Consider the following 26975-nt stretch of genomic DNA (forward strand, 5'->3'; position numbering starts at 1 on the left):
GAAAAAGCAATAATGATTATCGTTCCAAAGGTGAAAATGTTAAAGAACTTGCCTGGAAAAACCCGCAGATTTTGCGGTGCCACTGTTTTGGCAATTGGCTGCGGGCTGGTTGGCTGCAGTGGAGGACAGAACGCAACCAATCCGGTGTCAGAGAGTCCCGCCGCAACTCAAACTCCAGCCAGTCCCGCCGCCAACTTGCCAAAAGTCGTGGCCACGACTGGCGTTATCTGCGACATAACTAAAGAAATCGCTCAAAGTTCGATCGACACCACCTGTCTAATCAAGCCGGGAGACGACCCCCACGCCTATCAAACTAAGCCGGAAGACCGCAAAGCGATTGAAACCGCAAATCTGATTTTATACGGCGGCTACAACCACGAACCCAGCATCATTAAGTTAATTGAATCTAGCAGTAATTCCGCACCCAAAATCGCCGTACACGAACTCGCAGTTCCCAAACCGCTGATAGGCGAACACGAGCACGAACACGGCGAAGAGAAAGCGGAAAATGAAGCCCATGCAGAAGGCGAAAAAGTCCCTGATCCTCACGTTTGGCATAACCCTCAAAATGGCATCCGTATGGTAGAAACAATTCGCGACCAATTGATCAAAGTTTCTCCCACCAATGCTCAACTTTATACAAAAAATGCAGCCACCTTAACAGATGAGTTGCAAAAAGTAGATACTTGGATCAAAGCTCAAATTGCGACTATTCCAGCCCAAAAACGCAAGTTAGTAACAACTCACGATGCTCTGAGTTACTATGCCGATGCTTACGGTTTGGAGATGGCTGGAGCTTTACAGGGTGTGACGACTGAGGAACAGCCCACCGCCGCAAGAATTGCCGAATTATCCTCAGAAATTAAGAGTACAGGAGTGCCGACCATTTTTGCCGAAACCACAACTAATCCGAAGTTGATGGAGACTGTGGCGAGGGAGGCAAATGTCAAAATTTGGGACAAGGAACTTTACAGCGACGAGTTGGGCGGCCCCGGCACCGGTGCTGATACTTATCAGGGAATGCTGAAAACTAATACTTGCACGATTATTTCTGGCCTCGGTGGCAATTGTACTTCCTTTGCAGGAGAAACTGCACCAAATCCCAAACCATAGACTTTCTAAAGTTCGCCTAGCAAGCACCTTACCTTTGCTGGATACGCAGCAAAACGCAGCGTTTGCAATCGCAGGGGTTTTCGATTGCAAACGCTGCGTTGGCTGCGATGACTTTAAGGTGAATTTTGCTCCTCGGTAGTGGGGGGGTTTTGGCCAATTCCCAATTGCTTCTTAGAGGATTTTAAGTCTTTCCAAAGCATCTTAATATCTTTATAGGCTTTCTCAGCACTAATTTTCCCCCCTGTTTCCAGCGAGCAAATATAAGTTATTTTTTGAGCAAACTCCTGCAAATTGGCATTAAACGCCAAGTTTTCTGGCGTGAAATCACCGTAGTAGCGATTGCGAGGATGTAAAAAATCTTCCCGCTCTTTCATTGCCCCCTCCTAATTTAACTTTTGGTATTCAACTTTTGGTTCGGTCTCTGCTGTTAATAGCACTATTTGTACTCTGTATCGCGGCGCCAACTTGCTTCTATTGTATTGCGTAAGTAGCAATTGTGCTTTTTCGCTCTGTATTTAGTCTATTAATGCAGTCTTAACCTTAAGTTAGCTTTATTTTAACTTTTCTTTAACCTAAAAGCAAAAAAATTGGGAAATGCGCGGTTCGCATCTCCCTTTAGAGATATTTGGCAGTGGGTGATTAACCTTTTCTGAAGCCGAATATTTATTTGTTGCACTCGCAGCCTGTGTGGCCGCAGCCTTGGCCGTTGGGGTGTCCGTTAGCGCAAGCACTGGAACAGTATGTTTTGCCGTCTTTTTCAATGGCTTCGCTGGGGCTGACAACGCACGAACATGAAGGGCAGGCACATTTTGTTTGGGTGGCGGTAGTCATTTGAGCTTCTCCTGGTGGGGTTGTTTGTCTATACTTATATATGAACACATATTCAGATATAAGTCAAGGGAATGTAAAAGTTTTGTTACAAAAGGTTTGCCGATCGCACTAAAATGAAAATGAGAATTAAAACTAGCCGGGAAAAGATGTCACCCAACTCTGCTGTTAACGGAGCGATAAGTCAGTCTCACGAACAAAACGATACACCAATGTGCGATCGACCGCACCTAGTTGACAGTGTACGGGCCGGGGACATCCAAACACAAGTGCTCAACACCGCAAAAGCTCAGCGGATGGCTGAGTTTTTCAGTCTTTTGGGAGATGCGAATCGCCTGCGGCTACTGTCGGTTTTGGCAAAACAAGAACTGTGCGTGTGTGACTTAGCTGCGGCGTTGAGTATGAGTGAGTCAGCAGTATCGCACCAGTTGCGGGCATTGCGGGCGATGCGGTTGGTAAGTTACCGCAAGGTTGGGAGACAAGTTTTTTATAGTTTACTCGATCGCCACGTTTTTGAACTTTACCAAGCAGTCGCCGAACACTTAGACGAAGCAGATTAAGCTTTTGGGCATTGGGCATTGGGCATTGGGCATTGATAATGGATTTAAAACTCTGTAGGGGCGGTTTTTACGAATAATCTCGACCTAAGACCAATAATCTTGTAAACCCGCCCCCACCCAACTAGATATTAATCTTGGACGGTGTGGCCCGTAGCAACAACCGCCTGTGTAATTGACTCTTCAGAAGCTTGAGCCTCAACCGTAACAGTCTTAGCTGCGACATCCACATTGACAGTAGCTTCGGAGTCAACAGTTTTGATGGCTTTGGTAATTGTATCACCGCAGCCAGAGCAGACGATCGAGGGAACGTTAAGTAGTATTGCCATAATTAAGCAAATTTTCGTAGATGACAGTATTATTTTTTATTTTAATCTAAATTCGTGAAACACGCGCTTTCCCCGATTCCGGCAGGGGTTTAAACCCCTGCCTCAAAGCTCAATTCGGTTAAAACTGATATGTTGCACCATTCTCAATTAACCTTTTATGAACAGGCTTTCCGGCCTGTTCCACAAAAGATAAATTTTATTGTGGAACAGGCCGGAAAGCCTGTTGCTGACAATGGTGCAAGATATCAGTGAAAACCGACTGTAGAGTTTGACGTTAAAAGTTATAGATTATTTCCTACCAATATCACTTCCAACTTAATACCTCTGAAGGCACATTAATCTCCGGTATGCACCGGCCAACGGCGGCGGCTACAGGCCGTAAACTCGCAACTAAATCTACCATATCTGGTAAAGAAAGAGCTTGCCGCGCGTCAGAAACCGATTTTTCTGGTTGCGGGTGACATTCAATAATTAATCCGTCTGCACCGCAAGCAACCGCTGCTTTGGCGAGTGGTGCGACTAATTCTCGCTTGCCGACGGCGTGAGAAGGGTCTACAATTACTGGCAAATGAGTTAACTGTTTCAGTGCTACGACTGCACCTAAATCTAATACATTCCGGGTGTAATTGTCGAAGCTGCGGATGCCTCTTTCGCAGAGAACTACATGAGGATTTCCGTGACTGACAATGTATTCGGCGGCCATCACAAATTCTTCGATTGTGGCTGACAAGCCGCGTTTTAGCAAAACTGGTTTTCCGGCTTGACCGATCGCCTTTAGTAACTCGAAGTTTTGCATATTCCGACTGCCTAATTGCAGCATATCAGCATAGGTGACAACTGGCTCAATTTGGGCGATCGACATTACCTCTGTCACCACGGGCAAACCGTAACGCCGGCTGACATCGGCTAAAATTTCCAGTCCCTCAATTCCCATCCCTTGGAAAGAATAGGGAGAAGTGCGGGGTTTGTAGACTCCGCCTCGCAAAGCTTGCACGGATGCGGGGGATAGTTGGCGGGCAACTGTTTCCATTTGTGCGGAACTTTCTACGGTACAGGGGCCACCGATGATTAATAATTCTGTGCCGCCGACTGAGACTGTTTCTGAAAGTTTGACAATTGTTTGGTGTTCGGGATGAGATTTGGTTACGAGTTTGGCTTCTAACATGAGGATATTTTCCAGGGAAATTAAGTGGGTGGTTGACAACAAAAAACCCGGAACTTTTAGGAGTTCCGGGTTGGTGCGAAAAGACAGCGCGACAATTTACCCAGAACTCTTGTTGGGCCAAAAATAAAAGCTGTAGTACCAGTTACTGAATAATGTCATTGCTGTTTTCGCTTGTACTCGATTGGTTGTTGGGAAAAAAACTAGAAAAAACAAAACCGCAGGTGTTAATCTGCGGTTCGCCCGGATGTTCACAGTGAATTGCAAATTCACTCCGGGCGAACTTGGCTGTACCAAAAATAAAAATAGCTGTTGGCTGTGAACTTGGCTGTGAACATAGGTTGAAGTGCTGCGATTTGTGGATCAAACACAATACTATTCGACAAGCTAGCACAGGGAGACTGGGATGTCAAGATATTTTTAGCAAAAGATTTGTAGATGCCGCGGCGGTTGGAAACCGCGGCGACAAAGACGAAACCTGCGGAGGTGGACTTTGTTTGTGTAGTAGCGGTTTCTAACCGCTGAGAATTAATGTCGAAAATTAACTACTTATGGTTGAATGAAAATACCGATCGCATTATGAACTCTAGCAGCAGTTGACGGAGGTCGATCGAGCAAACTACCTCCCAAATACAAACTCGTCGAACTTCCCCCATCCAAATTTAAAGCATCCACAGCACCCATTTGCTGCAAAATCTGCGCCAGTTCTGCGAAATTTGGCCCCGCCCCGCCCGCGCGATTGTGCACCGCTACAATCAGCAAATTCCCCGCAGCATTTCGCCCGATCGCACTTCTAATTGCTGTCTGTCTAACAAACGCATCGCTAAACCCTTCCGCCTTAGCATCCAGCACAACTTGACTGTTTTGTACCAATACTGGCCCGCCGCCGAGAATGTACGGAAAACGGTTGAAATCAGCAGGAAAAGTGTTAGTTTCTAAACGCAATAAAGTGCCGATAGAGAGTTCAGATGCAGGGAACAAATCGGCACGCAAAGCCAAAATATAACCGTTAGCTGGAATGGGAAAAGTTGTTGTTCCCGCCGCACCTCCGGGGGATTGGCTGACAACCCTATCGCCAGCAACTGTCACAACTATTTCATTGCCAGACAACGGAGTATAAGTTGTTCCCCAATCAGAATTGTAGCGACCGATTCCCGGTTGTACGTAGGCACTATTTAGATGAGAAACAGGCAAAAGTTGATTTGCCGGAGTTATCACAGTTTCTTGCAAAGTCAAACGATCGATCGCAAATTCTCCCCGATCGTTCCACGCGATCGCCCCCCGGTTCAATATCGGCCCGGAAAGCCATTTATTGTCGCGCCGAATTGCGCCTAAAGCTAAGCGATTAATTCGATTGAAAAACCCTGCATTAATCGCCGCAGCAGCACCCGACACTTCTGCTGTTTGCAATAAAGGTGCAGTGCCTTGATCTGTCGGCGGATTGCTAAGAATTGGTCGAATTTTCACACCCGCTTGACGCGGATTAACTTCTAACCAAACTACCGGAAAACGATCGGTTCCTAAATTTTGATACTGCTGTCGCCACAGCACACCGGGAGCCCAAACAATGTTTTTTTCGAGTAACGAATCAGGCCGAATGTCGATAACTAATCGATTGGGATTTCCCAGGCTGAAAACTTGCGGCCGCCAACCTAAAGGAATCTTCACTTTGACTTGGGTTTGAGCGCCGTCAGGTTCGACTTTTAGTGATAGCAATTGTTGGCTGGTTTGAAAAGTTTCCTGAAGTAACGCCGGATCGACTTTGGCATCGATCGCGATCGACCATTCTTGACCGGCGATCGGCGCTGCGGGCGTTATTGGCAGCGGGAGAGCGGGTTTGGTAGGGTCGTCTGGTGTTTCGAGGTTTGGCGCTGCACGGAGGTTTGGCAGTGGGATAGCGGGCTTTGTGGGGTCGTCCGGGGGGTTGGGTGTGGGTGTCGGCGACGGGATTGGTTTATTGACAAAGTTGACTTGCCAAGGGGCGGGTCGATCGATATCTACTACAATGCGATCGCCCGATTCTATTTCTGCTTGCCGAATTCCGGTAACACTTGCAGTTTGAGACGTAATTTTGAGAATATTCCCATCAGCAGATATCTCCCAGCCCGCAAGTCTAGCAAAATCCGTAACATCTAAGTAACGATACGGGCCTGTTGCCCGCGCTGCTAAGCTTTGAACCCCCGTTAAAGATACCGAAAACCACTGCACAGGTTGTTTGGTACTGTCGGCGCTGCTAAGCAAATCCACTCCCGCACCTTGCATCAATCCAACATCAGCAATCCAAGTTCGGAAATTCCCAGAAGTGCTGTTTGCCGGCTGCTGAGTCCAACTTAGGGGGAGAATGCGGCCGTTTAGAGACACTTGGCGGCCTTGTTTGATTCTGGAATCTGGCGGTAGGGATTGAGTCAAAAACTTATATTCCGACAGGGAATGAATTCCCTGTCTCATAGCTGAAGTCCTCTCAAGAGGACTATCGGTCAATATTTCAGTCGGTTTTAACTGAGATGTTGCACCATTCTCCAGAACAGGCAAGATGCCTGTTCCACAATAAAATTCATCTCTTGTGGAACAGGCATCTTGCCTGTTCATAAAAAGCTTATTGACAATGGTGCAAGATGTGACTTTCAACCGACTTTCGCTATCAGCCAGGGAATTCATTCCCTGGCGGGAGCTCGAAGCATCAATCAGCCCACCCATCTCCCCCGGTTGTGCTCTTCCGGGTTGATTCCAGAGCAAAGACGGGACGATCGCCAGTACGGGTAAAATCGAAACTGACAATATTAGACGCCCATAGAAAAAATTACGTTTCACAGCTTACCACTCACAATTTCACTTCTAAACGCATGGGGATTTAGAAACCCGGAAAATCCGTATGTTTCTTTTTACTAAACGGGGCTAATTGCCCTCAAGCCCTACTACAAACTGCTCACCCCGGAATAGAAATCACAAACTCCGAACCCTGCCCAAGAGAAGAATTCACGAGTAACGTACCTCCATGTTTTTCCACAACAATTTGGTATGCTATAGACAATCCTAATCCGGTTCCTTGACCCACAGCCTTGGTTGTAAATAAGTGGTTAAAGATGTTTTCCTTGACTTCGGCTGACATCCCCACTCCATTATCCTTAATGTGAATCAAAACCTGATTGTTGTCTTCGCTCAGAGCAGTTTGAACCGTGATTTGATTAGGTAGGGCTTTAATTTCAGTAAAACTCCGCCCCTTATTTGACTCCTCCAGAGCGTCAATAGCATTAGCCAGCACATTCATAAATACCTGGTTCAACTGTCCGGGAAAGCATTTCACTAGGGGCAAGTTACCATACTCTTTCACAACTTCAATGGCAGGGCGGAACTCGCTCGCTTTTAAACGGTGCTTGAGAATTAGCAGAGTGCTTTCAAGTCCATCATGAATATTGCAAAAAACTGGTCGATCGCTATCTGCCCTGGAAAACGTTCTCAGACTCGTACTGATATTGCGGATGCGCTCGACTCCCTCCTGCATTGAACCAATCAATTTTGGCAAATCTTCTCGCAAATACTCCAAGTCCATATCTTCAATTTCTGCTTCAATTTCTCCTCCCGGATTAGGAAATTTTTCTTGATACAAATCAATCAAATTGAATAAATCCCCCACGTATTCTTGAGCAGGTTGCAAGTTGCCGGCGATAAAGCCTACGGGATTGTTAATTTCGTGGGCTACCCCTGCGACTAAATTTCCCAAAGCAGACATCTTTTCACCCTGTACCAACTGCAACTGCATCTGTTTGAGATCCTGGATAGACTGCTCTAGTTTTTGGGCATAATCCTGAGATTGTTGATAAAGTTGTTGAGATTGCTGATATAGGCGGGCGTTTTCCAGCGAGATGGCAGCTTGGGAGCAGAGGATGTTGAGGAGGGCGACGCGATCGCCAGTGAATGCCCCTGTCGTCAGATTATTTTCCAAATACAGGATTGCCATCATTTTGCCTTGATGGATAATCGGAGTACATAGGATGCTCTTAGGTTGGTGCTGCTTGATATAGGGGTCAGAACTAAATATTAATTCAGTCTTGACATCATCGAAAACTAGGGTTTTATTGCTACGTTTAACGTAATTAATCACAGTCTGCGGAATTGATTGGCTCTCCTCAATCCCAATAGTTTCTTGCAGAAGACAGCCTTGGCGATCGCTACAGTGGACGGCGATTTTCCAGTTTTCCTCTTCTTTCAAAATTAATACTCCTGTTTGAGCGCCTGCATTCTGAATCGCTACTTCCATCAGGGTAGTGAGCAATTGTTCCAGCTTAATTTCGCTAGACAAAGCTTGATAAGCTTTGATAACCGTTGGTAAATCTATTACTGTGGTACTCGTACTTCCAGTAATTGTTTGGTTTTTGCTAGAAGATGAGGTGTCATGGGAGGTAGTCACCGCCTCGAACAAACGAACTTGATTATGTTGCAAAATAGGAGCAAGCAATTGAGAATAGCGTTGTTCTATGTCGTCAATCTTCGCTTTAGCTCCCCAACGAGAGTAGGCATAGTAGGCATCAATTAGATAAAGTTGAGCAATTTTTTCTTTACCCCATTGTAAATAAAACTTTGCAGCCAGCTCATTTGCCAAAGCTTCTTCATTGAGGTATTTGTTTTCTTTAGCCAGAGCGATCGCGCGATCGTAAAAATCCATCGCCTCAACTTGCTGTCCTAAAACGCGATATCGCTCTGCCTCGACCAAATAGAACTTATGCAAGTGATTCATAGGGGCATACTCCGCCCATCGCTTGCTTTTTGCCTGATTTACTGCTACTTTTTCTAGGAGTGCAGCTTGTTTTTCCGCATCAGCCTCTGCATACACCGCTAAGTACGTTAGAGACCCATAGAAATAAATCAGCGAATACTGAAGCCCTGCGGTTAGAGCATCCGAATATTGCTCTGCTAGCACGGCATTTTCCAGCGCTTGTTGATAGTTTTCAAACAAATAACCGAGAATCAACTTGTTGAGATAAACGCTGCAAATCGCATACTGCACGTTATTAGCTTGATGCTGCGGTATCATGATGTCTTCATCATAAGCTTCCCCAACCAAACGGCAGGGGTTATCGGTTTTGCCTCGCAAGTTCAAAACAGCCTGCCGAAAAATTTTCACGAAACTGAGTGCGTTTCCCTGACGAATCTGATGAATAGCGCGATCGAAGGTTTCTGTCTCCCGCTCCATTTCCGCCAAGTCTCGGCCCATAGAGAAAGAAAGCGCCGTATAATTGTAAAGTCCATAGGCAGCATATTCTAATTCTCCTGCTTCTAGGGCAATTTGATGGGCTTCTAATAAAAATGGCAAAGAATCTTGAGGATAGCGTTTCCAATGCCGGACATAGCCATAAACAAGGTTGTAGGTTTTGGTTTTTAACTCTTTGCTTTTCAGATTATCTAGCAGACCTAAAGCTACCTCACCAGATTGATAGCCGATATCAATATCCCCTCCTGTTCCTGCATGAATTAAACCATACCAAGCATAACTAAAAGCAGATGTAGGTGCATTTCCATAAGTGAGAGATAGTTCTATTGGCTTGCAAACAATCAGCGGGAATAATTTAGATGCCGACTGATAAGAAGCCGACACAACCGTGCCTAAAATTCGCAGCGCTGCCAGATAATAGGAGTCGGTCATCTCTGGAAGATTAATCAATTCTTCCAACGTGTGGCGGGCGAACTTGCGTTTTGTTTCATCCTGGGTTTGCTGAACCTTTTCCGGGCTGGGATTATCGGGAAATTCCACGCCCAGTTGTTTGAGAACAATCAGCGCAGTCTGTTCTGCTAAGGGTAAATTATTCTGAGCGATGTAACTTTGAATTCGCACTGTATAAACTTTCACAGTATCCAGAGAAGTTCGGGCTTGCTGCAACACGATTTGCACCCATCGATCCATTTGTTCAAATTCACCGCTCAGAAATGCCGCTTCAACTGCTTCCTCGTATAGATTTAAGGTGAGTTGGTACTGGCTGTCCCAACAATCCGTTGCTAATAATTCAATTCCGTTACTCAAGCACTCAAAGGCTGCAGCATACGCTGTTGCGGCTTTTGCTTTTCGTCCAGCTACTAGATTTAACTGGGCATATTCTTGCCGTTCCACCCGATCGCTAACCAGCTTAATCGCCATATTCAAGTGGTTGACCATTTCAAAAATTCTTTCTTCTCGCTCGACTTCCGATGTTTCCTTAAACAGCAGTTGCCCTATCTTTAAATGGGTCGAGCGTTTTTGGTCTTCGGGAATGAGAGAATAGGCAGCCTGTTGTACGCGGTCATGCAAAAACTTGTATTTCGCTAATTGTTCATTGCTAGTTAATAAATCAGCGGTGTCTTCCCGCCCCGCTGGTTCACCTAAGTCTTTACTACATTGTTGATAAAATTTATAAACATCGCTAACTGGTAAAATCAACCCTTCTTGCAATGCTTGCCACAAAGCGGTTGCTGTTTCTGTTTGCGAATTTTCATCAACAATTGCTAACGTCGCCAAATCGAACTGATTGCCAATACAAGCAGCTAACTTTAAAACTTCCTGTGTCCTGATTGGCAACTTTCGCAACTGAACTGCCATGAATTCTACTACATCATCCGTTAGTGCCAATGTTCGCACTCTAGCGATATCGCACTGCCAATACCGAGCTTCAAAATTAAATTCAATTATCCCATCTTCCTGCAAAGATTTGAGGAATTGTGTGCTAAAAAAGGGATTGCCTTGGGTTTTCTGATAAACGAGTTCTGTCAAAGGCAGAGCCAATGCTCTAGAACAAACTAAGGTATCGGCAATCAGAAAATTCAACTCCGAGCGATCGAGCGGCGCGAGGGTAATGGTGTTGACTGTGGCTCCGGTTTGTTGAATGTCGGATAATGTCACCACCAAAGGGTGTATGGGACTGACTTCGTTATCTCGATACGCTCCAATTAACAAGAGATACTGCCGATCGCGATCGCTCGTCAAAAGTTGAATCAACTTTAATGACGCTGAGTCGGCCCATTGCAAGTCATCTAAAAAGATGACGAGGGGATGTTCTTTGGTTGTGAAGAGTTGAATGAACTTCTCTAATAACCGATTGAAGCGATTTTGGGCAGCACTGCCCGAAAGTTCTGGTGCCGGGGGTTGCTCTCCGATAATCCGTTCTAGTTCAGGAATTACCTCAACGATTACCTGAGCATTCTCGCCCAATGCTGTCAGAATTTGAGTCTTCCATTGTTCAACTTTAGCATCTGTTTCGCTCAGCAATTGCTTCATTAAATCGCGAAAAGCTTGTACAAAAGCTGAGAAGGGTTGGCTGCGTTCAAATTGGTCGAATTTGCCTTTGATGAAGTAGCCTCTAGCTGCCACAATCGGTTTGTGAACTTCGTTGACGACGGCGGTTTTGCCAATACCTGAGAAGCCAGCCACCATCATCATTTCCGCGCTTCCTCCACTCACACGATCGAAGGCTGCCAGTAGGGAGAATACTTCGTTCTCTCTACCATATAATTTTTCGGGAATGATGAAGCGATCGCACAAATCTCGCTGCCCTAGCTTAAAAGAGGCGATTTCTCCAGTTTCTTGCCACTGGTACAAACAAGTTTCCAAATCAAACTTGAGTCCGATCGCACTTTGATACCTATCTTCAGCATTCTTCGCCATCAGTTTGCTAACAATTTCAGACAGCACCACTGGAACGCTTTTGTTAAGGTTATGGAGTGGGATAGGCTGCTTGGCAAGGTGACAGTGTACTAACTCTATCGGATCTTCGCTTTGGAAAGGCAACTGTCTCGTCAGCAGTTCGTAGAATGTAACTCCCAGAGAGTAGAAATCCGTGCGGTAGTCAATGCCTCGGTTCATTCGCCCAGTTTGTTCGGGAGATATGTAAGGTAAAGTGCCTTCCAGGAGATTGGGATTTTGAATTTCTTGGGTTTGGCGCGGCAACAGCGAAGCGATGCTGAAGTCAATCAGCTTAACTTGTTTGCTGGCAGGGTTAATTAAAATATTGGCAGGTTTGAGGTCTTTATGGATGACGTGGTGGCGATAAAGTCCATCCAGCGAGTTGGCAATTTGAATGGCAATGGGAAGAAACTCGTTAATAGGCAACCCTTCCAGAGGTTCCTTGCTGGCGAACACTAGACTAGCGAGGTAGCTATTTAAGGAAATTCCGCCAAAGTCTTCCATCACCAGAGCATAGTGGTTATGGTATGTCTCCAGGCTGTATGCCTTGACAGTGCCGGGGATCTCTAAGTTTTTAGTAATGACAAACTGATTGCGGAAGTGAACGAGTTCGTGGAAGCGGGGAAAGTCATTTCGCAGCAGTTTGATTACTACGGGCTGCCGATCGCAAGAGCGACGACCACGATAAACTAGAGTTCGATTGCCTGCGTATATTTGCTCGTTAATCTGATATCCTCGCAAAATATTTGTTATGCTAGCCATACCTACCTATTCCTACTGCTTCTGTCAAGCCTGAAGCTTTTTAGAGTTACTATCTACTATTTTCGCTCTATCGGCCGTGCTATTGATTAACTATATTTAGTGTAATCTACTTTGTAGCTCAAATTATGAAAATACCATTTAAAAAACAAGACTTAATATTTGAGGCAAGAAATGTTGATAAGGGCTTTGATACTAAGTAGAAAATGAAGGAGGCTAACGCTGATTGAATGACAGCAGTTAATTATTGAAGAGGAAGTTAAGACGCTAATTAATAGGATGAAAAATATATAGCCTTTCTCAGTAACATGAGGTGCACGCTTGATAAGCGAGCATAGGCCTCCGTGGGCATAGAGCCTAGGGCATACCTCACCAAGATTGAGAACTGTTGTAGTGAAAAAAAATCCTGGCATAGCTAAGTCAATTAACGAGGTGTTTTGGTATTAGTTCCGTGTCGAAATTGAATACTTGGAAAAAGTATTTAATTTCGACACGGTTGCGGTTAGAAATCCGGCATCAGCAAATCGCCTCAACGAATCAAGAATCAAGCGCGTCTTTAGACATGAGAGTGTCAAAAAAGTTTGTGGGTAAAAAAATACAAAATAGGCTTAGGGAAAACGGTCAACCTTTTTCGGCTAGGCATCTTAGCCTGGGTTCTGGACATCGCTGACAAGACTTGCGCCCAAACTCTGAGTGTAATGGGTGAAATTTTATCAATTTTTTGATAAACTTGATGTTCGCGGCTTGAGAGTTGACTTCACAATAAGACAGGTTTCACCAGTTGTGAACCGCGCTGCTACATTGCACCTACCGACTGAGCGGGCAGGTGGCTTTTGTGTCTGCAGGCGCTGACTTAAGCAACTCCACAGCGCAGCAGGCAAAATAACGCTAAAGTTACTATCTACCTGTGTTCGCTGCAAGGCTACCCTTGCGGACTCAGGAAAAAAACACCCAAAAAACTCGTGAAGCGCAGCTATCCCGTAGGGAATCGCCTGCAATGTATCTAGATTGCAGGGCGGCGATTTCCCAAAGAATCACTGCTTTTTAACAGCAGCGTATTCTAGGAGACATCTCCGAAGCGATGCGAGCGAGATAATTTAAAATCTCCAAACAGGGTTTCAGTCCTAAGTACAGGCAGCATCGACGTAAATTTTTATCAAATCAGCTTCCAATGTGCTGTTTTAAAGTTTACTAGGCTCCCACCGCTCGGCAGCCTTCTCTCTCCGAGCTATAAAAACACATCCACCACACAATCACGGAAATAACATTCAATCAACATGGGTAACACGATCGATCCAAACAGAAACGTGCATCAAACTGAGCGAGGAACTCCATTCGCCGGCCAAAGCTGGTTAGTGGAAGAAAGAGATGCCTGCGGTGTGGGGTTTATTGCCAACCAAAGCGGCGAAGCTACGCACTCGATTATTGAAAAAGCGCTGCCAGCTTTAACTTGTCTGGAACATCGCGGCGGTTGCAGCGCCGACTCAGATTCCGGCGACGGTGCGGGTTTGATGACCGCGATTCCTTGGGAATTGCTGGATACTTGGTTCGCCGAACAGGGAATTGTGCCTCCCCCACGAGAAAACTGTGGCGTGGGAATGCTGTTTCTGTCTCAAGATAAATTTCAAGCGACTATAGCGCGGCAGGTGGTTGAGCAAGTTCTGACCGATCGCGGACTGAAACTTTTGGGATGGCGCAAAGTTCCCATTGTACCATCGGTTTTGGGCGAGCAAGCGCTAGAAAATCAACCTCAAATCGAACAAGTAATTGTCAGTTCACCGCACTTAGCCGGAGACGAACTCGACAAACATCTATTTTTGGCGCGCCGCACCATCGGACACGCGCTGTCAAATCGCCCCAACTTCACCCGCCGAGACTTTTATACTTGCTCTTTCTCCTGTCGCACGATCGTCTATAAAGGCATGGTGCGATCGGCCGTACTGGCAGAATTTTACCCAGATCTGAAAAATCCCGCTTATAAAAGCTCCTTTGCCGTCTATCACCGACGCTTCAGCACCAACACCATGCCCCGCTGGCACTTAGCCCAGCCCATGCGCTTGCTGGGACACAACGGGGAAATTAACACGCTGTTGGGCAATATTACCTGGATGAAGGCGCGGCAAGCGAATTTAGCTCACCCGAATTGGACTCAAGCTGATATCGACACGTTCAACCCAATTGTCAATCCCGAAAGCAGCGATTCGGCCAACTTGGACAACGTGATGGAATTGTTGGTGCACTCCGGCCGCACGCCCCTAGAATCCCTGACAATTCTGGTACCCGAAGCCTACAAAAATCAGCCGGATTTGGCTCCCTATCCAGAAATTGTCGATTTTTACGAGTATTACAGCGGCATTCAAGAACCTTGGGACGGCCCCGCACTGCTCGTGTTCAGCGACGGCAAACAAGTAGGTGCTACGCTCGATCGCAACGGTTTGCGGCCGGCCCGCTACTGCATTACTAAAGACGGTTTGGTAATTGTCGCTTCCGAAGCCGGAGTTGTCGATATTCCCGAAGCAGATATTGTCGAAAAAGGCCGTTTGGGGCCCGGACAAATGATTGCAGTTGACCTGCAAACCAAGGAAATTCTCAAAAATTGGCAACTCAAGCAGCGCATTGCTAAGCGGCACCCCTACGGCGAATGGCTGCAACAAAACCGCGAAATCTTGCAACCGCAGCCTTTTGCGGAAACAGCAACCCTCGACTCGCAAACGCTGTTAGCAACCCAAACTGCTTTTGGCTACACAGCAGAAGATTTGGACATGGTGATTGTCGAGATGGCGAGCTCTGGGAAGGAACCGACTTTCTGCATGGGCGACGACGCTCCCTTAGCTGTATTGTCAGAAAAGCCTCAGTTGCTGTACAACTATTTCAAACAGCGGTTCGCTCAAGTGACAAATCCGCCGATCGACCCCCTGCGCGAGGGGATGGTGATGTCGCTGACGATGAATATGGGTCTGCGGGGCAATTTGCTGCAAGCAGTGCCGGAAAATGCCAAGCTGCTAAAAATTGATTCCCCCGTACTCAACGACGCTGAACTGTCTTTCTTGAAAGAGCAAAAGTCTTTCACAGCAACCGAATTGTCAACGCTTTACAAAATTGCGGCCGGGCCAGGAGGTCTCAAAAGCGCAGTCGAGGAACTTTGTCAAGAGGCGGCTGCTTCGGTGCGCGAGGGTGCGAGGATTCTGATTTTGAGCGATCGACCATCGAAGGAAGAAGGCGAATCTTCTGTGGGATTGAGTGCAGAATGCACTTATATTCCGCCCTTCCTGGCAGTTGGTGCGGTTCACCACCACTTAATTAGCGTCGGCCTGCGGATGCAAACTTCCCTAGTTGTAGATACCGCCCAATGTTGGAGCACTCACCACTTTGCTTGTTTGATCGGTTACGGTGCGATCGCTATTTGTCCTTACCTAGCCTTGGAAAGCGTGCGCGCCTGGTGGTCTGACAGCAAGACTCAAAATTTGATGCAGCACGGCAAAGTTCCCAATATTACCGTGACACAGGCTCAAGCTAGATACCGCACAGCGGTGGAAAATGGGCTGCTGAAGATTCTGTCGAAAATGGGGATTTCGCTGCTGGCTAGCTATCAGGGGGCGCAAATCTTTGAGGCGATCGGCATTGGCGGTGATTTGCTCGATTTGGGTTTCAAAGGCACTGTTTCCCGCATCGGCGGTTTGAGTGTGGCGGAACTGGCTAACGAGGTAATGTCTTTCCACAGTCAGGCTTTCCCAGAATTGCACCTCAAAAAGCTGGAAAATTACGGCTTTGTGCAGTACCGCCGGGGCGGTGAATATCACATGAACAGCCCGGAAATGGCGAAGGCTTTGCACAAGGCTGTGACTACTTTTAAGGCTCAAACTAACAGTAATGGCAACGGGGCCGAACCAAAAATGACACCAATTGGTGACAAAAATGGTGAAAGTGCCTACGATCACTACGAGGTTTACAAGCAACAGCTAGAAAACCGCCCGGTAACTGCTTTGCGGGATTTGCTGGATTTTGCGAGCGATCGTCCTCCGATTCCTCTCGAAGAAGTAGAATCTGTAGCAGATATTGTCAAACGCTTCGCCACGGGCGGAATGTCCCTCGGCGCTTTGTCCCCGGAAGCCCACGAAACGCTAGCGATTGCGATGAACCGCATCGGCGGCAAATCCAACTCCGGCGAAGGGGGCGAAGATCCGGTGCGCTACAAAGTGCTAAACGATGTGAGCGAGGCCGGTTTCTCACAAACGCTACCTCACTTAAAAGGTTTGCAGAACGGCGATACAGCTTCTTCATCCATCAAACAGGTAGCTTCCGGGCGTTTCGGGGTGACTCCTGAGTACCTGATGAACGCCCAACAAATCGAAATTAAAATCGCACAAGGTGCGAAACCGGGTGAAGGCGGTCAATTGCCAGGGGCGAAAGTGAGCGAGTACATTGCTTATTTGCGCCGATCGAAACCGGGTGTCACGCTGATTTCGCCTCCTCCTCACCACGATATTTATTCGATCGAGGATTTGGCGCAGTTGATTTTTGACTTGCACCAAATCAATCCGAAAGCAGGAGTTTCGGTGAAGTTGGTGTCGGAAGTCGGCATCGGGACTGTAGCCGCGGGTGTCGCCAAGGCAAATGCTGATGTGATTCAAATTTCCGGCCACGATGGCGGCACCGGTGCTTCGCCACTGAGTTCGATTAAGCACGCAGGTTCTCCGTGGGAACTCGGATTGACAGAAGTTCACCGGGTGCTAATGGAAAATAAATTGCGCGATCGAGTTTTGCTGCGCGTTGACGGTGGCTTTAAAAGCGGCTGGGACGTGATTGTAGGCGCTTTGATGGGCGGCGAAGAGTACGGTTTCGGCACGGTGGCAATGATTGCAGAAGGCTGTATTATGGCTCGCGTTTGCCACATGAATAGTTGTCCGGTGGGCGTGACAACTCAACAAGAACACTTGCGGAAACGGTTCCCCGGAACACCGGAACACGTTGTTAATTTCTTCTATTTCGTAGCACAAGAAGTGCGGAGTTTGCTGGCGAAATTGGGTTATAAGTCGATCGCAGATATCATCGGCCGCGCGGATTTGCTGAAAATGCGCGATGGGGTGCAACTAACTAAAACTCAAGCGATTAATTTGGATTGTTTGACCAAGTTACCGGATACTAAGAGCGATCGATCTTTCTTGATCCACGGCGACGTACACACCAACGGGCCTGTGTTAGATGACGATTTGCTGGCGGATGCAGAGATTCAAAGTGCGATCGCCAATCACGGCACTGTTAGCAAAAATGTAAAATTGGTGAATACCGATCGCACTGTGGGAGCGCGTTTAGCAGGTGCGATCGCACAGCAACACGGTAACACCGGCTTTAGCGGTCAAATCACCCTCAACTTCACTGGTAGCGCGGGCCAAAGCTTCGGCGCGTTCAATTTGCCGGGGATGACGCTGGTACTGTCAGGCCAAGCCAATGACTACGTTGGTAAAGGGATGCACGGTGGCGAAATCGCGATCGCACCGCCGGCTGGTGCGACTTATGATGCTTCCGAAAATGCGATCGTCGGTAACACTTGTTTGTATGGTGCGACGGGCGGAACTCTGTTGGCTGCGGGCAAAGCTGGCGAAAGGTTTGCGGTGCGTAACTCGATGGCGAAAGCAGTCATTGAAGGTGCGGGCGATCACTGCTGCGAGTACATGACTGGCGGCGCGATCGTCGTGTTAGGAAAAGTCGGCCGCAACGTCGGCGCTGGAATGACTGGCGGCTTGGCTTATTTCCTCGATGAAGATGGGACTTTCCCGGCTCATGTCAACGGGGAGATTGTGAAGATGCAGCGGGTTTGTACGGCGGCTGGAGAGGCGCAATTGAAGGAGTTGATTGAGGCTCAGTGCGATCGAACCGGTAGCAAAAAAGCTGAGAAGATTTTAGCAAATTGGTCGGAATATTTGCCTAAGTTCTGGCAAGTTGTGCCGCCGAGTGAAGCGAATTCGCCGGAGGCTTCGGAACAAAAGATTGCTGTGGAAGTGTAATTTTCCAATTGGTTAAATAGATGAGGGGCGACGCGAGTTGCCCCTTTTTTGCATCTACCGGACTTATACCATTTCTCTAAAATCGTGCAACACTCTTCGACCCCCCCTAGCCCCCCCTTGCTAAGGGGGGGAACAAGAATACTGTTGCATTTTTTTTAAAAATTGGTATTAGCAACGGGGGTAAAAAAAGCCAAGCAACAACGAAAAAACCCTCTTGCTCCCCCCCTTACCAAGGGGGGGCTGGGGGGGGTTAAAAAGCCAAGCAACAACGAAAAAACCCCTCTTGCTCCCCCCCTTACCAAGGGGGGGGCTGGGGGGGGTTAAAAAGCCAAGCAACAACGAAAAAACCCCTCTTACTCCCCCCCTTAGCAAGGGGGGGCTGGGGGGGGTAAGAAAAGCCAAGCAAGCAACGAAAAAACCCAAATAAAAAAATGACAAAACTTTACAACAAAACCTCAGAAAAACTCAAGCGACAGCGGCTCCGCAGAGAAATGACAAAAGCTGAAAAACGTCTCTGGGACAGAATCAAAAACAGACAGCTTGAGAATTGTAAATTTCGCAGACAGTACAGCGTAGCAGAATTTGTGATAGATTTCTACTCGCCGGAAATCAAGCTAGCACTAGAAGTTGACGGTGATAGTCATTTTCAAGAAGGTGCTGTAGAATATGATGCGGAAAGGCAAGAATTTATTGAATCAGCAAGAATTAATTTTTTGAGGTTTACAAATGATGATGTTTATCATAATTTGGATGGGGTGCTAGATGTGATTGTAGATGGGATTAAATCGCTGAGAGCATTAGGTGTTTTACCCCCCCCAGCCCCCCCTTGCTAAGGGGGGGAGCAAGATGGGATAACAGGGGATTAAATCGCTGAGAGCATTAGGTGTTTTACCCCCCCCCAGCCCCCCCTTGCTAAGGGGGGGAGCAAGATGGGATAACAGGGGATTAAATCGCTGAGAGTATTAGGTGTTTTACCCCCCCCAGCCCCCCCTTGCTAAGGGGGGGAGCAAGAGCGGATAACAGGGGATTACATCGCTGAGAGCATCTTTAAATTCTGCACAAATTGCAGAATTTGCCGCGCAAAAATTGTGATCCCAACATTGCTAAAGACGATAAACACTGCTCTAAATATTAGATCAAATCTGTCGGGCGATCGGCATTCGCGGCGGCGCTGTTTTCCACATCAAATCTATTTCTTCCGGTGTCAATCCATAAGCTTGATTAACTAAGTCGGATAAACGGTGTTCGAGTCTCAACGCCTCAGCTTTGCGAGATTGAATGGCCGGTGCATATTCATTATAAGTTTCGCGGACGGCTTTTAGTCCAGCAACGCCGAGAGGATCGGAGGATTTAGTTTTCGGCATTCGCTTTCTGATTTCTGCTACAAACTCTGCAAAGGAAAGGGCAGAAAAATCTTCGAGTTTTTGTCCGACTTTATCAATTAAATAAGTGATTTCCAGCCATTGCAAAACATCCCGGTGAGTTTCTTGATTAGTTTTGGTGATTTCAATTAAACGGCTGACAATTAATTCGACTTCGGCACGAATTGAGTCAGTTGGTGGTGCGATCGGAAGCTTTTCCATCAAGTAACCAGCAGGGTTTAGGGCATCATCTTTCATGTGCTGTAAATACCGCCAATTGTGCCACCAGATGAGGGGTGAGTTGAGAACTGCTAATATATATAAATCGTCTTTGGGGAGGATAAAAACTTTATTATTTGTCAAATAACCATTTGTCTCATAGCTATACGAAGGATGGAATTGAATTTCTTGATATATAATTTTTGGTTTCTCGAATAGCTGCCAGTAGTCAATAGTATCTTGAATTTCATACCACTTATAATTCCCAGCTTTGCGTCCTCCCCAATCACCATCTCTAGTGTCATTCCATTCTTTGGGACGGGGTTCTAATTGTTTTCGATACTGATTTAAATAAAACTTAATAGCTGGGTAATTATCAATTTCAATTCCTCGGCGAGCAAAAATCATCCAGAGGTTTGGCCATTGGGAATACCAACGTTTTATATCTTGACCTCTGAGATATGGTTTGATAACTTCAGCAGATTTTGGGTCGGATTGAATCAAACTATTTTTGGTAGCTTCATCAATTAAAAATGCTTCATTTAATCCAGTTAATATTCCCCAATAAGGCTTAATTTCAGCAAACTCCTTGAGTGCAATGCCTGCTTGCTGAATTTTTTGCATCAACTCATCAACATTTGGTATTTCTAAACTCCATGCCTCACCCTTAAAGCGCGACCAAGGAATGTCATAACCGTTTTGTTGTACGTATTGGGTGAGATTGATATTAGCAAGTTCCTCACGGGGAACCGGACAAATAATCACAGGCAAATTAGGTTGTGGTTTTTTCTCCTCAATTTCCTTCTTTGTTTCAGATGTAGAGGAAAATGGATCAGGTTTTCGTACTGCTACAATACAAGGAAAAGTATCAGCATCTTCAAAAATTGGAGCGTGTCCAAAATCAATAATCTGCTCAAACACGGCATGATAAGCAAAAAACTTGCGAAGCGGTTCGCCATAACCTGATCTCAGCCATTTATTAGTTACAATATAAGAAAGAATCCCCCCTGGCTTAAGAAGTTTAAATCCTTTCTCATAGAAATAAGTATACATATCCGCCATTCCATGATAAGACTCGTAATTAGCTTGTAGGTAAGGCTTAAGCGAGGAAAACAACTTTTGGCGCACGTAAGGCGGATTGCCAAGGACAACATCAAAACCGCCCTCAGCAAAAATCAGGGGAAATTCAGCTTTCCAATCAAACGCTGTATCTGCTACATTACTGTCAGCGACGATCGAGTTTCCCGCTTTAATGTTATCATCCAAATAAGTCAGCGTTTTACCGGGTTCCGCTGTCTTCAACCACAGCGAAAGCTTCGTAATTTCCGCCGATTCCGGCAGCAAATCTACGCCGTACAGGTTGTTACTTAAAATGCTTCGGTCAAATTCCAGCGAGTTGCCGTTTTTTGGCTTATACCCCAAAGCATTCAATTCGCGATCGACTCTTTCGTACTGCTGCATCAAATAATCAAAAGCCGCAATCAAAAAAGCACCCGAACCGCACGCCGGATCGATGACGCGCGTTTTTTGCAGCACCTCGTCTCGATACGCTTTCCAAAACTTAATTGCAGTTTTCTTTGGTGGCTGCACCGACACTTCAGCAACTTCGCCAATTAGGAATAAATCGCGCAATTCTTGCTCTCGCCGCTGCAAATAGCCACCGAGAGAAACCTCGACAATATACTGAGTAATAAAAGCTGGCGTGTAAAACACACCTTGAGTTTTTCGCTTGCCTTTTTTCTGATTGTATTCCTGTCCGGTAGTTTCAGCATTTAATTCTTCCAAATCTGTAACAGACTGCTCGAAAATATGCCCCAAAATATCGACGGAAACTTCGGTATCAAAATCAAATCTGGTCAGCTTATTAAGCAGACTGCATAAGGGATTTGGCACAGTCAATTGTGCGTCTAAAACCGGATCGAATTTAAATAAACCGCCGTTGTATCCCGGTACAGGAGGGTCATCATTTCCCACATCAACCCAGCGAAATACAGATTGATAATTTTCCCAAATTAATCTAGGATTGTATTGGTCTTGGTGGTCGTGAGCGTTGCTGAGTGTTTTTGGCGGCAGCAACCCTTTATCTTCACAAAAAGCAATGAATAAAACGCGGTCTAAAGTCTTTTGAGCTTTTTCGATGAGTACGCGATCGCGGTTGGGGATATCCTGCGGCCCAGAAAAGCGAAAATGTTTGACGAGAGCGAGTCGAATTGCTTTGTACTCTTGATATAATTTATTGGTAATTTCCTCTTGAGCTTCGTCAGAGTCTTTTAACAGTCTGTCAATAACAGAACCTGTTTGAGCTTGGTTGGGAGGCAAAAAATTGCGGCGACACAGCAGAAAGTAAAACCGCTTAAAAGCTGCAATATCCGCCAAGTCAGTTAGAAAAAATTGTTCGTAATAAGCGGGAGTTTTATTGGTATGATAAAGTCGCAACTCTCGATAATTCGAGACAATAATCCAGCGACAATCGGGTGTATAATTAGCGTAGCGCCAACCTTGGTCAACTGCTGATTCCGATCGCCCGGATGCCGGACGGTCTAAATCATTTTTCGCTCCCTTGAGTTCGATCGGAGCAATCACTTTACCTTGCAGGGACACGGCTGTGCCTTTAGGATTGCCAGCAGCAGTAAAAAAGCCGATCGCCCCGTCAGCAGAACCGCCACCATCAGATATCGTTTGTTCGGCGTTAATTTCCCAAGCTTTCCCCGCACCTTGAATTACCGAGCAATATCCCAAAATATCCTGAAAAATATCATTAATAAAACTGCCGTGCAGCGAAACTTCTTTAACTTCGTCTAACGTACCCGTTTTAAGTGCAGCAATCCAGGTTCCCAATTTTTGGTGGCGCACTTCCATATCTTGCGGAAAGCTAAAAGCACGCAAAGCAGTGTTGAGTGTTTTGCTGTGAAAAAGGGCGCGAGTAGAGCGATTTGTCATCTTTTCAAGCAGGTTAATCAAGTTAATTTTACAGCATCCAAGTGCAACAGAGGCTCAGACCTTCTGCTATCAAATCAGTTATACTCAAAGGCCGAGCCTCTTCGTTGGCGTAGCCCCCGTAGGGGCGGGCTTCGCTAACGCACCCTACCCCCTCAAAAAAGTCCGCGAATCGCCCGCTTCGATCGCACAACCGCCCCCTAAAGCTGAGCTAGCTCTCATTAACTTTGCATATTGTAATTATCACCAAAAGCTATAATTTTTTCTCACTCGCTTTCCGCTGCTCCCTCCGGGTTTTACAGCAAAAGTTAAATACAGGTGAGCTTATCTGCACTTAACCAAAAGTTTTGTTACAATAGGTGAGCTGTTACAAATCGTAACTTATGCTGGTTCCTATTTTAATAATTGACGTTGCCCTCGTTGCCTGGTCTTTGCACTTGATGCAAGAGGCGATCGCGCAACGGGAATTTTCACTAATGCTAGCCGGCACTCTAGTTGCGGTATCAGCCGCCGCCCTGCTAGTCGTCTACTTCCTCATGGGGTCTTGTTTGAGCCATTTAACCGAAATATCCCAACACACTTACTAAATGATAGTAGGCGATTGACCGTTGTCCAGAAGCGAGGAGAGTTTTGTGAAAAAAAAGCCGAAAGCCTTGCCAGCCGAAGGCTCAAAACTAATTTCCCCAAAAAGCTTGACAAATATTGGTCAGTTAAGGCATGATTGAGAGCGCGAAAAGAAAGGGGAATTAGCTCAGTTGGTAGAGCACTACAATGGCATTGTAGGGGTCAGCGGTTCGAGCCCGCTATTCTCCATAAACATTAGAGTAGGGAAACGGCACTGCTGTGTCCTAATTTGTACCAAAACCTTACCAGCGCGTGCTTAAATGCGATCGCGACTTGTACCTAAACAGTATTGGCGTGTCCTTAAATTCGATCGCGACTTGTACCGAAACAGCATAGCCGTGTCCTTAAATTCGATCGGGCCGCACACCGCGAAAACCAATTTTCCCGTAAAATCAAAACAGTCTACCCGCAACCAAAGCGCTACCTGTGGCAAAGTCAACTGAACCCAACAATCCAGAGAGTCCGAGCCAACTTGCCCGATCGCCTCTGTACGACCTATCATTAGAACTCAAAGCCCGAATGGTGCCCTTTTCCGGGTGGGAGATGGCAGTACAGTACGCAGGCATCAGCAGCGAACACCAAGCAGTGCGCCAGCAAGCAGGAATGTTCGACATTTCCCACATGGGAAAATTCTGTTTGACAGGGAAACAAGTAATAGAAAAATTTCAACCCTTAGTACCCTCAGACTTGAGCCGCCTGCAACCCGGTCAAGCTCAATATACAGTCTTGCTAAATGCCAAAGGCTGCATCTTAGACGACATTATTTTCTACTGCCAAGAACCAGACCCTATCACTAACGAAGAACGTGCAGTAATCATTGTCAACGCCGCCACTCGGATCGCAGACAAAACATGGATCACCACTCACTTAGAATTGAGCGAACTCTGTTTTACAGACATTTCAGAAGATAAAGTTTTAATTGCCATTCAAGGGCCAGAAGCTGTTAACTATCTCCAGCCTTTTGTAGAAGACAACCTCGCACCAATTAAGGCATTTGGTCACTTAGAAACAAATCTGTTGGGACAGCCTAGTTTTATCGCCCGAACAGGTTACACCGGCGAAGATGGGTTTGAAATCATGGTGGATGCCGAAGTAGGAAAAGAACTGTGGCAAAAATTGTTAGCTGCTGGCGTTGTACCGTGCGGTTTGGGTGCGAGAGATACCTTGCGTTTAGAAGCAGCAATGGCTCTTTACGGTCAAGATATCGACGACAATATCACGCCTTTAGAGGCTGGATTGGGTTGGGTTGTTCACCTCGACACCAAAGGCGATTTTATTGGTCGCGAGGTTTTGGAACAGCAGAAAGCGAGTGGAGTATCAAAGCGGTTGGTAGGGCTAGAAATGCAGGGGCGGCACATTGCGCGCCACGGCTATCCGGTAATATTTGAAGGCGAAACAGTAGGAGAAGTTACTAGCGGTACATTATCGCCTACATTGAATCGGGCAGTAGCCCTCGCATTTGTTCCCGCAAAATTAGCGAAAATCGGTCAGCAATTAGAAATCGAGATTCGCGGGAAAAACTATCCGGCTAGTGTGGTGAAAAAACCATTTTATAAATCGCAAAACCGCCCTAGTTAGATTAAGTAGGTAAGCCTTAATTCAGGACTTACCTCCTGGGTCCAGAAACCGGGTTTTTTTACGAAAATAGTTCGTTGTAGACCGCAGATTCGGTAAAAAACCCGGTTTCTTTAGTAGGAGTGCGTCCAGGACTGATTGAGTTCTTGTGGAACGGGCTTCTAGCCCGTTGCTCATATTGGTCAAGAAGATTCATCTACTAGCTTAGCAAATTTTCGCAAAGTTGCAGCATAGCGATCGCCCGCCACATCCATCAAATCATTATGACCTGCCCCATCAACCCAAAAATTTAATTTCGGCTCGTTGGCCACTGCAAACAACTGTTCTCCATGCCAAAAATGCACCACCTCATCAGCCTTACCATGAATCACCAAAACAGGCGATCGAACTTTGCCAATTTTATCAATATTCACAAACTTGTCAAAGGGTAAAATCGGAATCCGCGTCAACACCCGAAAAGCCGAAACAAAGGAACTTTCCACCACCAAACCGCCGACTTTTTGTCGCGAAGCCAAATCAATTGCCGGCCCACCGCCCACAGAACGGCCATAAAGAATAATTTGGTTTGCAGGTATTCCCAACTGTTGGGTTAAATAATTGTAAGCAGCATCAATATCACGATAAGTATTATACTCAGAAGGATTTCCCTGACTCGTGCCGTAACCTTGATAATCATAGGCAAACACAGCAAACCCGCTATCTCGAATCTCTCTGAGTAGCCACAAAATGCCGCCCAAGTCTTCGGCATTCCCGTGACTGTAAAGTATGGTATATTTAGCTTGCGGGTTAGGAAAATGAACAGCAGAAATTTTCACGCCATTAGCTGAGCTAACTTTGATAAATTCCCTGGTATCACTCTGGCTAGATGGCGGAGGTTGAAAAATTAGTCGTTCTGAAAAAAAGAAACCGTATAAACACAGAAATGCGTAAATAAAAATTATAGATCGCATCAGTCGTTTGACAGAAAATTCTCCAAAAAGCAAGCGTTTAATATTTTTTTTGTTCCCGTTAGCCATCACTAAATGCCCATAGTTCACTAAGATTTACTTGATACTTGGTTTATTGCGAGAAAAGACATGGCACTAAAATACCCCGATGACTTGAAATACTTAGACACCCACGAATACATCCGACTCGAAGGCGAAATTGCCACCATCGGCATTAGTGCCTTTGCAGTTGACCAACTCGGCGATATCGTGTTTCTAGATTTACCAGAAGTCGGTGCTGGGTTGGAAAAGGGCGAAGCTTTCGGTACAGTCGAGTCAGTGAAAGCGGTTGAAGACTTGAAAGCACCAGTTACCGGTATCGTCGTAGAACGCAATGATGACATTATAGAGGCTCCCGAAAATTTGGCGGAAGACCCCTATGGCGCTGGGTGGCTGCTGAAAGTGCGCGTAGACAACACCAGCGAAGCAGACGACGCTTTCTCGGCCCCGGAGTATCGCAAAATGGTCGAAGGGGAATAGGGCATAGGGCATGGGGCATAGGGCATAGGGCTCGTTGATAATTCCACAATCCGCCAGGGGTTGAAACCCCTGGCTAATAGCACAAGTCGTCTAAAGACGACTGATACCAAATCCGGCTTAAATACCCCCTTTATCTCGCTTGTCCGCTAAGGCAGACTTCGTTTGACTATCGACAGCGGTTTCAACCATCGACCTTAATCTACAGTCGTCTTCAGACGACTTTAGCTATGAGACAGGGGTTTCAACCCCTGTCGGACTGTCGGACTGTCGGACTGTCGGACTGTCGGACTGTCGGACTGTCGGACTTTGATACACGCAAAAAATCTTCCTTAGTCGTCTTCAGACGACTTTAGCTATGAGACAGGGGTTTCAACCCCTGTCGGACTGTCGGA

General features: G+C 46.4%; 16 protein-coding genes and 1 tRNA gene. 8 read left to right on the plus strand and 9 right to left on the minus strand.

Features of this window, described 5'->3' with window-relative positions:
• The first annotated feature begins 12 nt into the window (after positions 1–12).
• Positions 13–1113, plus strand: coding sequence for a metal ABC transporter solute-binding protein, Zn/Mn family (locus tag QUB26_RS10360; RefSeq protein ID WP_333317798.1), 1101 nt, complete (start codon positions 13–15; stop codon positions 1111–1113).
• A gap of 113 nt (positions 1114–1226) precedes the next feature.
• On the opposite strand, the gene QUB26_RS10365 is transcribed toward QUB26_RS10360, so the two are convergent.
• Both QUB26_RS10365 and QUB26_RS10370 read right to left on the minus strand, forming a co-directional pair.
• Positions 1227–1487: a DUF7219 family protein gene (locus tag QUB26_RS10365; protein WP_333241516.1), complete on the minus strand. Its 261-nt coding sequence runs from the start codon at positions 1485–1487 to the stop codon at positions 1227–1229.
• Positions 1488–1776: 289 nt separating this feature from the next.
• Positions 1777–1944, minus strand: coding sequence for a metallothionein (locus QUB26_RS10370; RefSeq protein WP_333241518.1), 168 nt, complete (start codon positions 1942–1944; stop codon positions 1777–1779).
• Positions 1945–2090: 146 nt separating this feature from the next.
• Between QUB26_RS10370 and QUB26_RS10375 the strand changes: the two genes are divergently transcribed.
• A complete protein-coding gene (locus QUB26_RS10375; protein WP_333317800.1) occupies positions 2091–2501 on the plus strand; it encodes a metalloregulator ArsR/SmtB family transcription factor in 411 nt (136 codons plus the stop codon).
• A gap of 128 nt (positions 2502–2629) precedes the next feature.
• On the opposite strand, the gene QUB26_RS10380 is transcribed toward QUB26_RS10375, so the two are convergent.
• The 4 genes from QUB26_RS10380 to QUB26_RS10395 all read right to left on the minus strand — a co-directional run bounded on the left by QUB26_RS10380 (position 2630) and on the right by QUB26_RS10395 (position 12399).
• Positions 2630–2827, minus strand: a complete 198-nt coding sequence (locus tag QUB26_RS10380; protein WP_333107044.1) for a heavy-metal-associated domain-containing protein — start codon at positions 2825–2827, stop codon at positions 2630–2632.
• Between the two features lie 304 nt (positions 2828–3131).
• A complete protein-coding gene (gene aroF, locus QUB26_RS10385) occupies positions 3132–3992 on the minus strand; it encodes a 3-deoxy-7-phosphoheptulonate synthase (RefSeq protein ID WP_333317802.1) in 861 nt (286 codons plus the stop codon).
• 546 nt (positions 3993–4538) lie between these two features.
• Complete coding sequence (locus QUB26_RS10390; RefSeq protein WP_333317804.1) at positions 4539–6800, minus strand: phosphodiester glycosidase family protein; 2262 nt, start codon at positions 6798–6800, stop codon at positions 4539–4541.
• Between the two features lie 115 nt (positions 6801–6915).
• Positions 6916–12399, minus strand: a complete 5484-nt coding sequence (locus QUB26_RS10395; protein WP_333317806.1) for an AAA family ATPase — start codon at positions 12397–12399, stop codon at positions 6916–6918.
• A gap of 1274 nt (positions 12400–13673) precedes the next feature.
• Between QUB26_RS10395 and QUB26_RS10400 the strand changes: the two genes are divergently transcribed.
• On the plus strand, positions 13674–18401 hold the full coding sequence (locus QUB26_RS10400; RefSeq protein WP_333317808.1) for a glutamate synthase-related protein: 4728 nt from the start codon (positions 13674–13676) through the stop codon (positions 18399–18401).
• Positions 18402–18832: 431 nt separating this feature from the next.
• Positions 18833–19234, plus strand: coding sequence for an endonuclease domain-containing protein (locus QUB26_RS10405; RefSeq protein WP_333241528.1), 402 nt, complete (start codon positions 18833–18835; stop codon positions 19232–19234).
• A 303-nt stretch (positions 19235–19537) separates the two neighbouring features.
• Here the strand turns inward: QUB26_RS10405 and QUB26_RS10410 are convergent, their stop codons facing one another.
• Complete coding sequence (locus tag QUB26_RS10410; protein WP_333317810.1) at positions 19538–22921, minus strand: Eco57I restriction-modification methylase domain-containing protein; 3384 nt, start codon at positions 22919–22921, stop codon at positions 19538–19540.
• A gap of 380 nt (positions 22922–23301) precedes the next feature.
• Between QUB26_RS10410 and QUB26_RS10415 the strand changes: the two genes are divergently transcribed.
• Together QUB26_RS10415 and QUB26_RS10420 are read left to right on the plus strand one after the other, a co-directional pair.
• Positions 23302–23505, plus strand: coding sequence for a hypothetical protein (locus tag QUB26_RS10415; RefSeq protein WP_333085722.1), 204 nt, complete (start codon positions 23302–23304; stop codon positions 23503–23505).
• Between the two features lie 153 nt (positions 23506–23658).
• A tRNA-Ala gene (locus tag QUB26_RS10420) sits at positions 23659–23731 on the plus strand.
• A gap of 67 nt (positions 23732–23798) precedes the next feature.
• On the opposite strand, the gene QUB26_RS10425 is transcribed toward QUB26_RS10420, so the two are convergent.
• A complete protein-coding gene (locus tag QUB26_RS10425; protein ID WP_333241575.1) occupies positions 23799–24044 on the minus strand; it encodes a hypothetical protein in 246 nt (81 codons plus the stop codon).
• On the opposite strand from QUB26_RS10425, the gene gcvT reads away from it, so the two are divergent.
• Positions 23969–25120, plus strand: a complete 1152-nt coding sequence (gcvT, locus tag QUB26_RS10430) for a glycine cleavage system aminomethyltransferase GcvT (RefSeq protein WP_333241532.1) — start codon at positions 23969–23971, stop codon at positions 25118–25120. The two genes, QUB26_RS10425 and gcvT, sit on opposite strands and share 76 nt — an antisense overlap.
• 179 nt (positions 25121–25299) lie before the next feature.
• On the opposite strand, the gene QUB26_RS10435 is transcribed toward gcvT, so the two are convergent.
• Positions 25300–26133 (minus strand): alpha/beta hydrolase, encoded by an 834-nt coding sequence (locus QUB26_RS10435; RefSeq protein WP_333241534.1) that lies wholly within the window; start codon positions 26131–26133, stop codon positions 25300–25302.
• Between the two features lie 60 nt (positions 26134–26193).
• On the opposite strand from QUB26_RS10435, the gene gcvH reads away from it, so the two are divergent.
• The gene (gene gcvH / locus QUB26_RS10440) at positions 26194–26583 is read left to right on the plus strand and encodes a glycine cleavage system protein GcvH (RefSeq protein ID WP_333241536.1); all 390 of its coding nucleotides are present in this window, start codon (positions 26194–26196) and stop codon (positions 26581–26583) included.
• Positions 26584–26975 lie beyond the last annotated feature (392 nt).

It is taken from the genome of Microcoleus sp. B4-C1 (assembly GCF_036705285.1).
In the GTDB taxonomy this organism is placed as follows: domain Bacteria; phylum Cyanobacteriota; class Cyanobacteriia; order Cyanobacteriales; family Microcoleaceae; genus Microcoleus.

Excerpts from the sequence above, each read along its gene's own strand:
- QUB26_RS10360 (WP_333317798.1), top strand. The coding sequence starts at position 13 with ATGATTATCGTTCCAAAGGTGAAAATGTTAAAGAACTTGCCTGGAAAA.
- QUB26_RS10365 (WP_333241516.1), bottom strand. The coding sequence starts at position 1,487 with ATGAAAGAGCGGGAAGATTTTTTACATCCTCGCAATCGCTACTACGGT.
- QUB26_RS10370 (WP_333241518.1), bottom strand. The coding sequence starts at position 1,944 with ATGACTACCGCCACCCAAACAAAATGTGCCTGCCCTTCATGTTCGTGC.
- QUB26_RS10375 (WP_333317800.1), top strand. The coding sequence starts at position 2,091 with ATGTCACCCAACTCTGCTGTTAACGGAGCGATAAGTCAGTCTCACGAA.
- QUB26_RS10380 (WP_333107044.1), bottom strand. The coding sequence starts at position 2,827 with ATGGCAATACTACTTAACGTTCCCTCGATCGTCTGCTCTGGCTGCGGT.
- aroF (WP_333317802.1), bottom strand. The coding sequence starts at position 3,992 with ATGTTAGAAGCCAAACTCGTAACCAAATCTCATCCCGAACACCAAACA.
- QUB26_RS10395 (WP_333317806.1), bottom strand. The coding sequence starts at position 12,399 with ATGGCTAGCATAACAAATATTTTGCGAGGATATCAGATTAACGAGCAA.
- QUB26_RS10400 (WP_333317808.1), top strand. The coding sequence starts at position 13,674 with ATGGGTAACACGATCGATCCAAACAGAAACGTGCATCAAACTGAGCGA.
- QUB26_RS10405 (WP_333241528.1), top strand. The coding sequence starts at position 18,833 with ATGACAAAACTTTACAACAAAACCTCAGAAAAACTCAAGCGACAGCGG.
- QUB26_RS10410 (WP_333317810.1), bottom strand. The coding sequence starts at position 22,921 with ATGACAAATCGCTCTACTCGCGCCCTTTTTCACAGCAAAACACTCAAC.
- QUB26_RS10415 (WP_333085722.1), top strand. The coding sequence starts at position 23,302 with ATGCTGGTTCCTATTTTAATAATTGACGTTGCCCTCGTTGCCTGGTCT.
- QUB26_RS10425 (WP_333241575.1), bottom strand. The coding sequence starts at position 24,044 with ATGATAGGTCGTACAGAGGCGATCGGGCAAGTTGGCTCGGACTCTCTG.
- QUB26_RS10435 (WP_333241534.1), bottom strand. The coding sequence starts at position 26,133 with ATGGCTAACGGGAACAAAAAAAATATTAAACGCTTGCTTTTTGGAGAA.
- gcvH (WP_333241536.1), top strand. The coding sequence starts at position 26,194 with ATGGCACTAAAATACCCCGATGACTTGAAATACTTAGACACCCACGAA.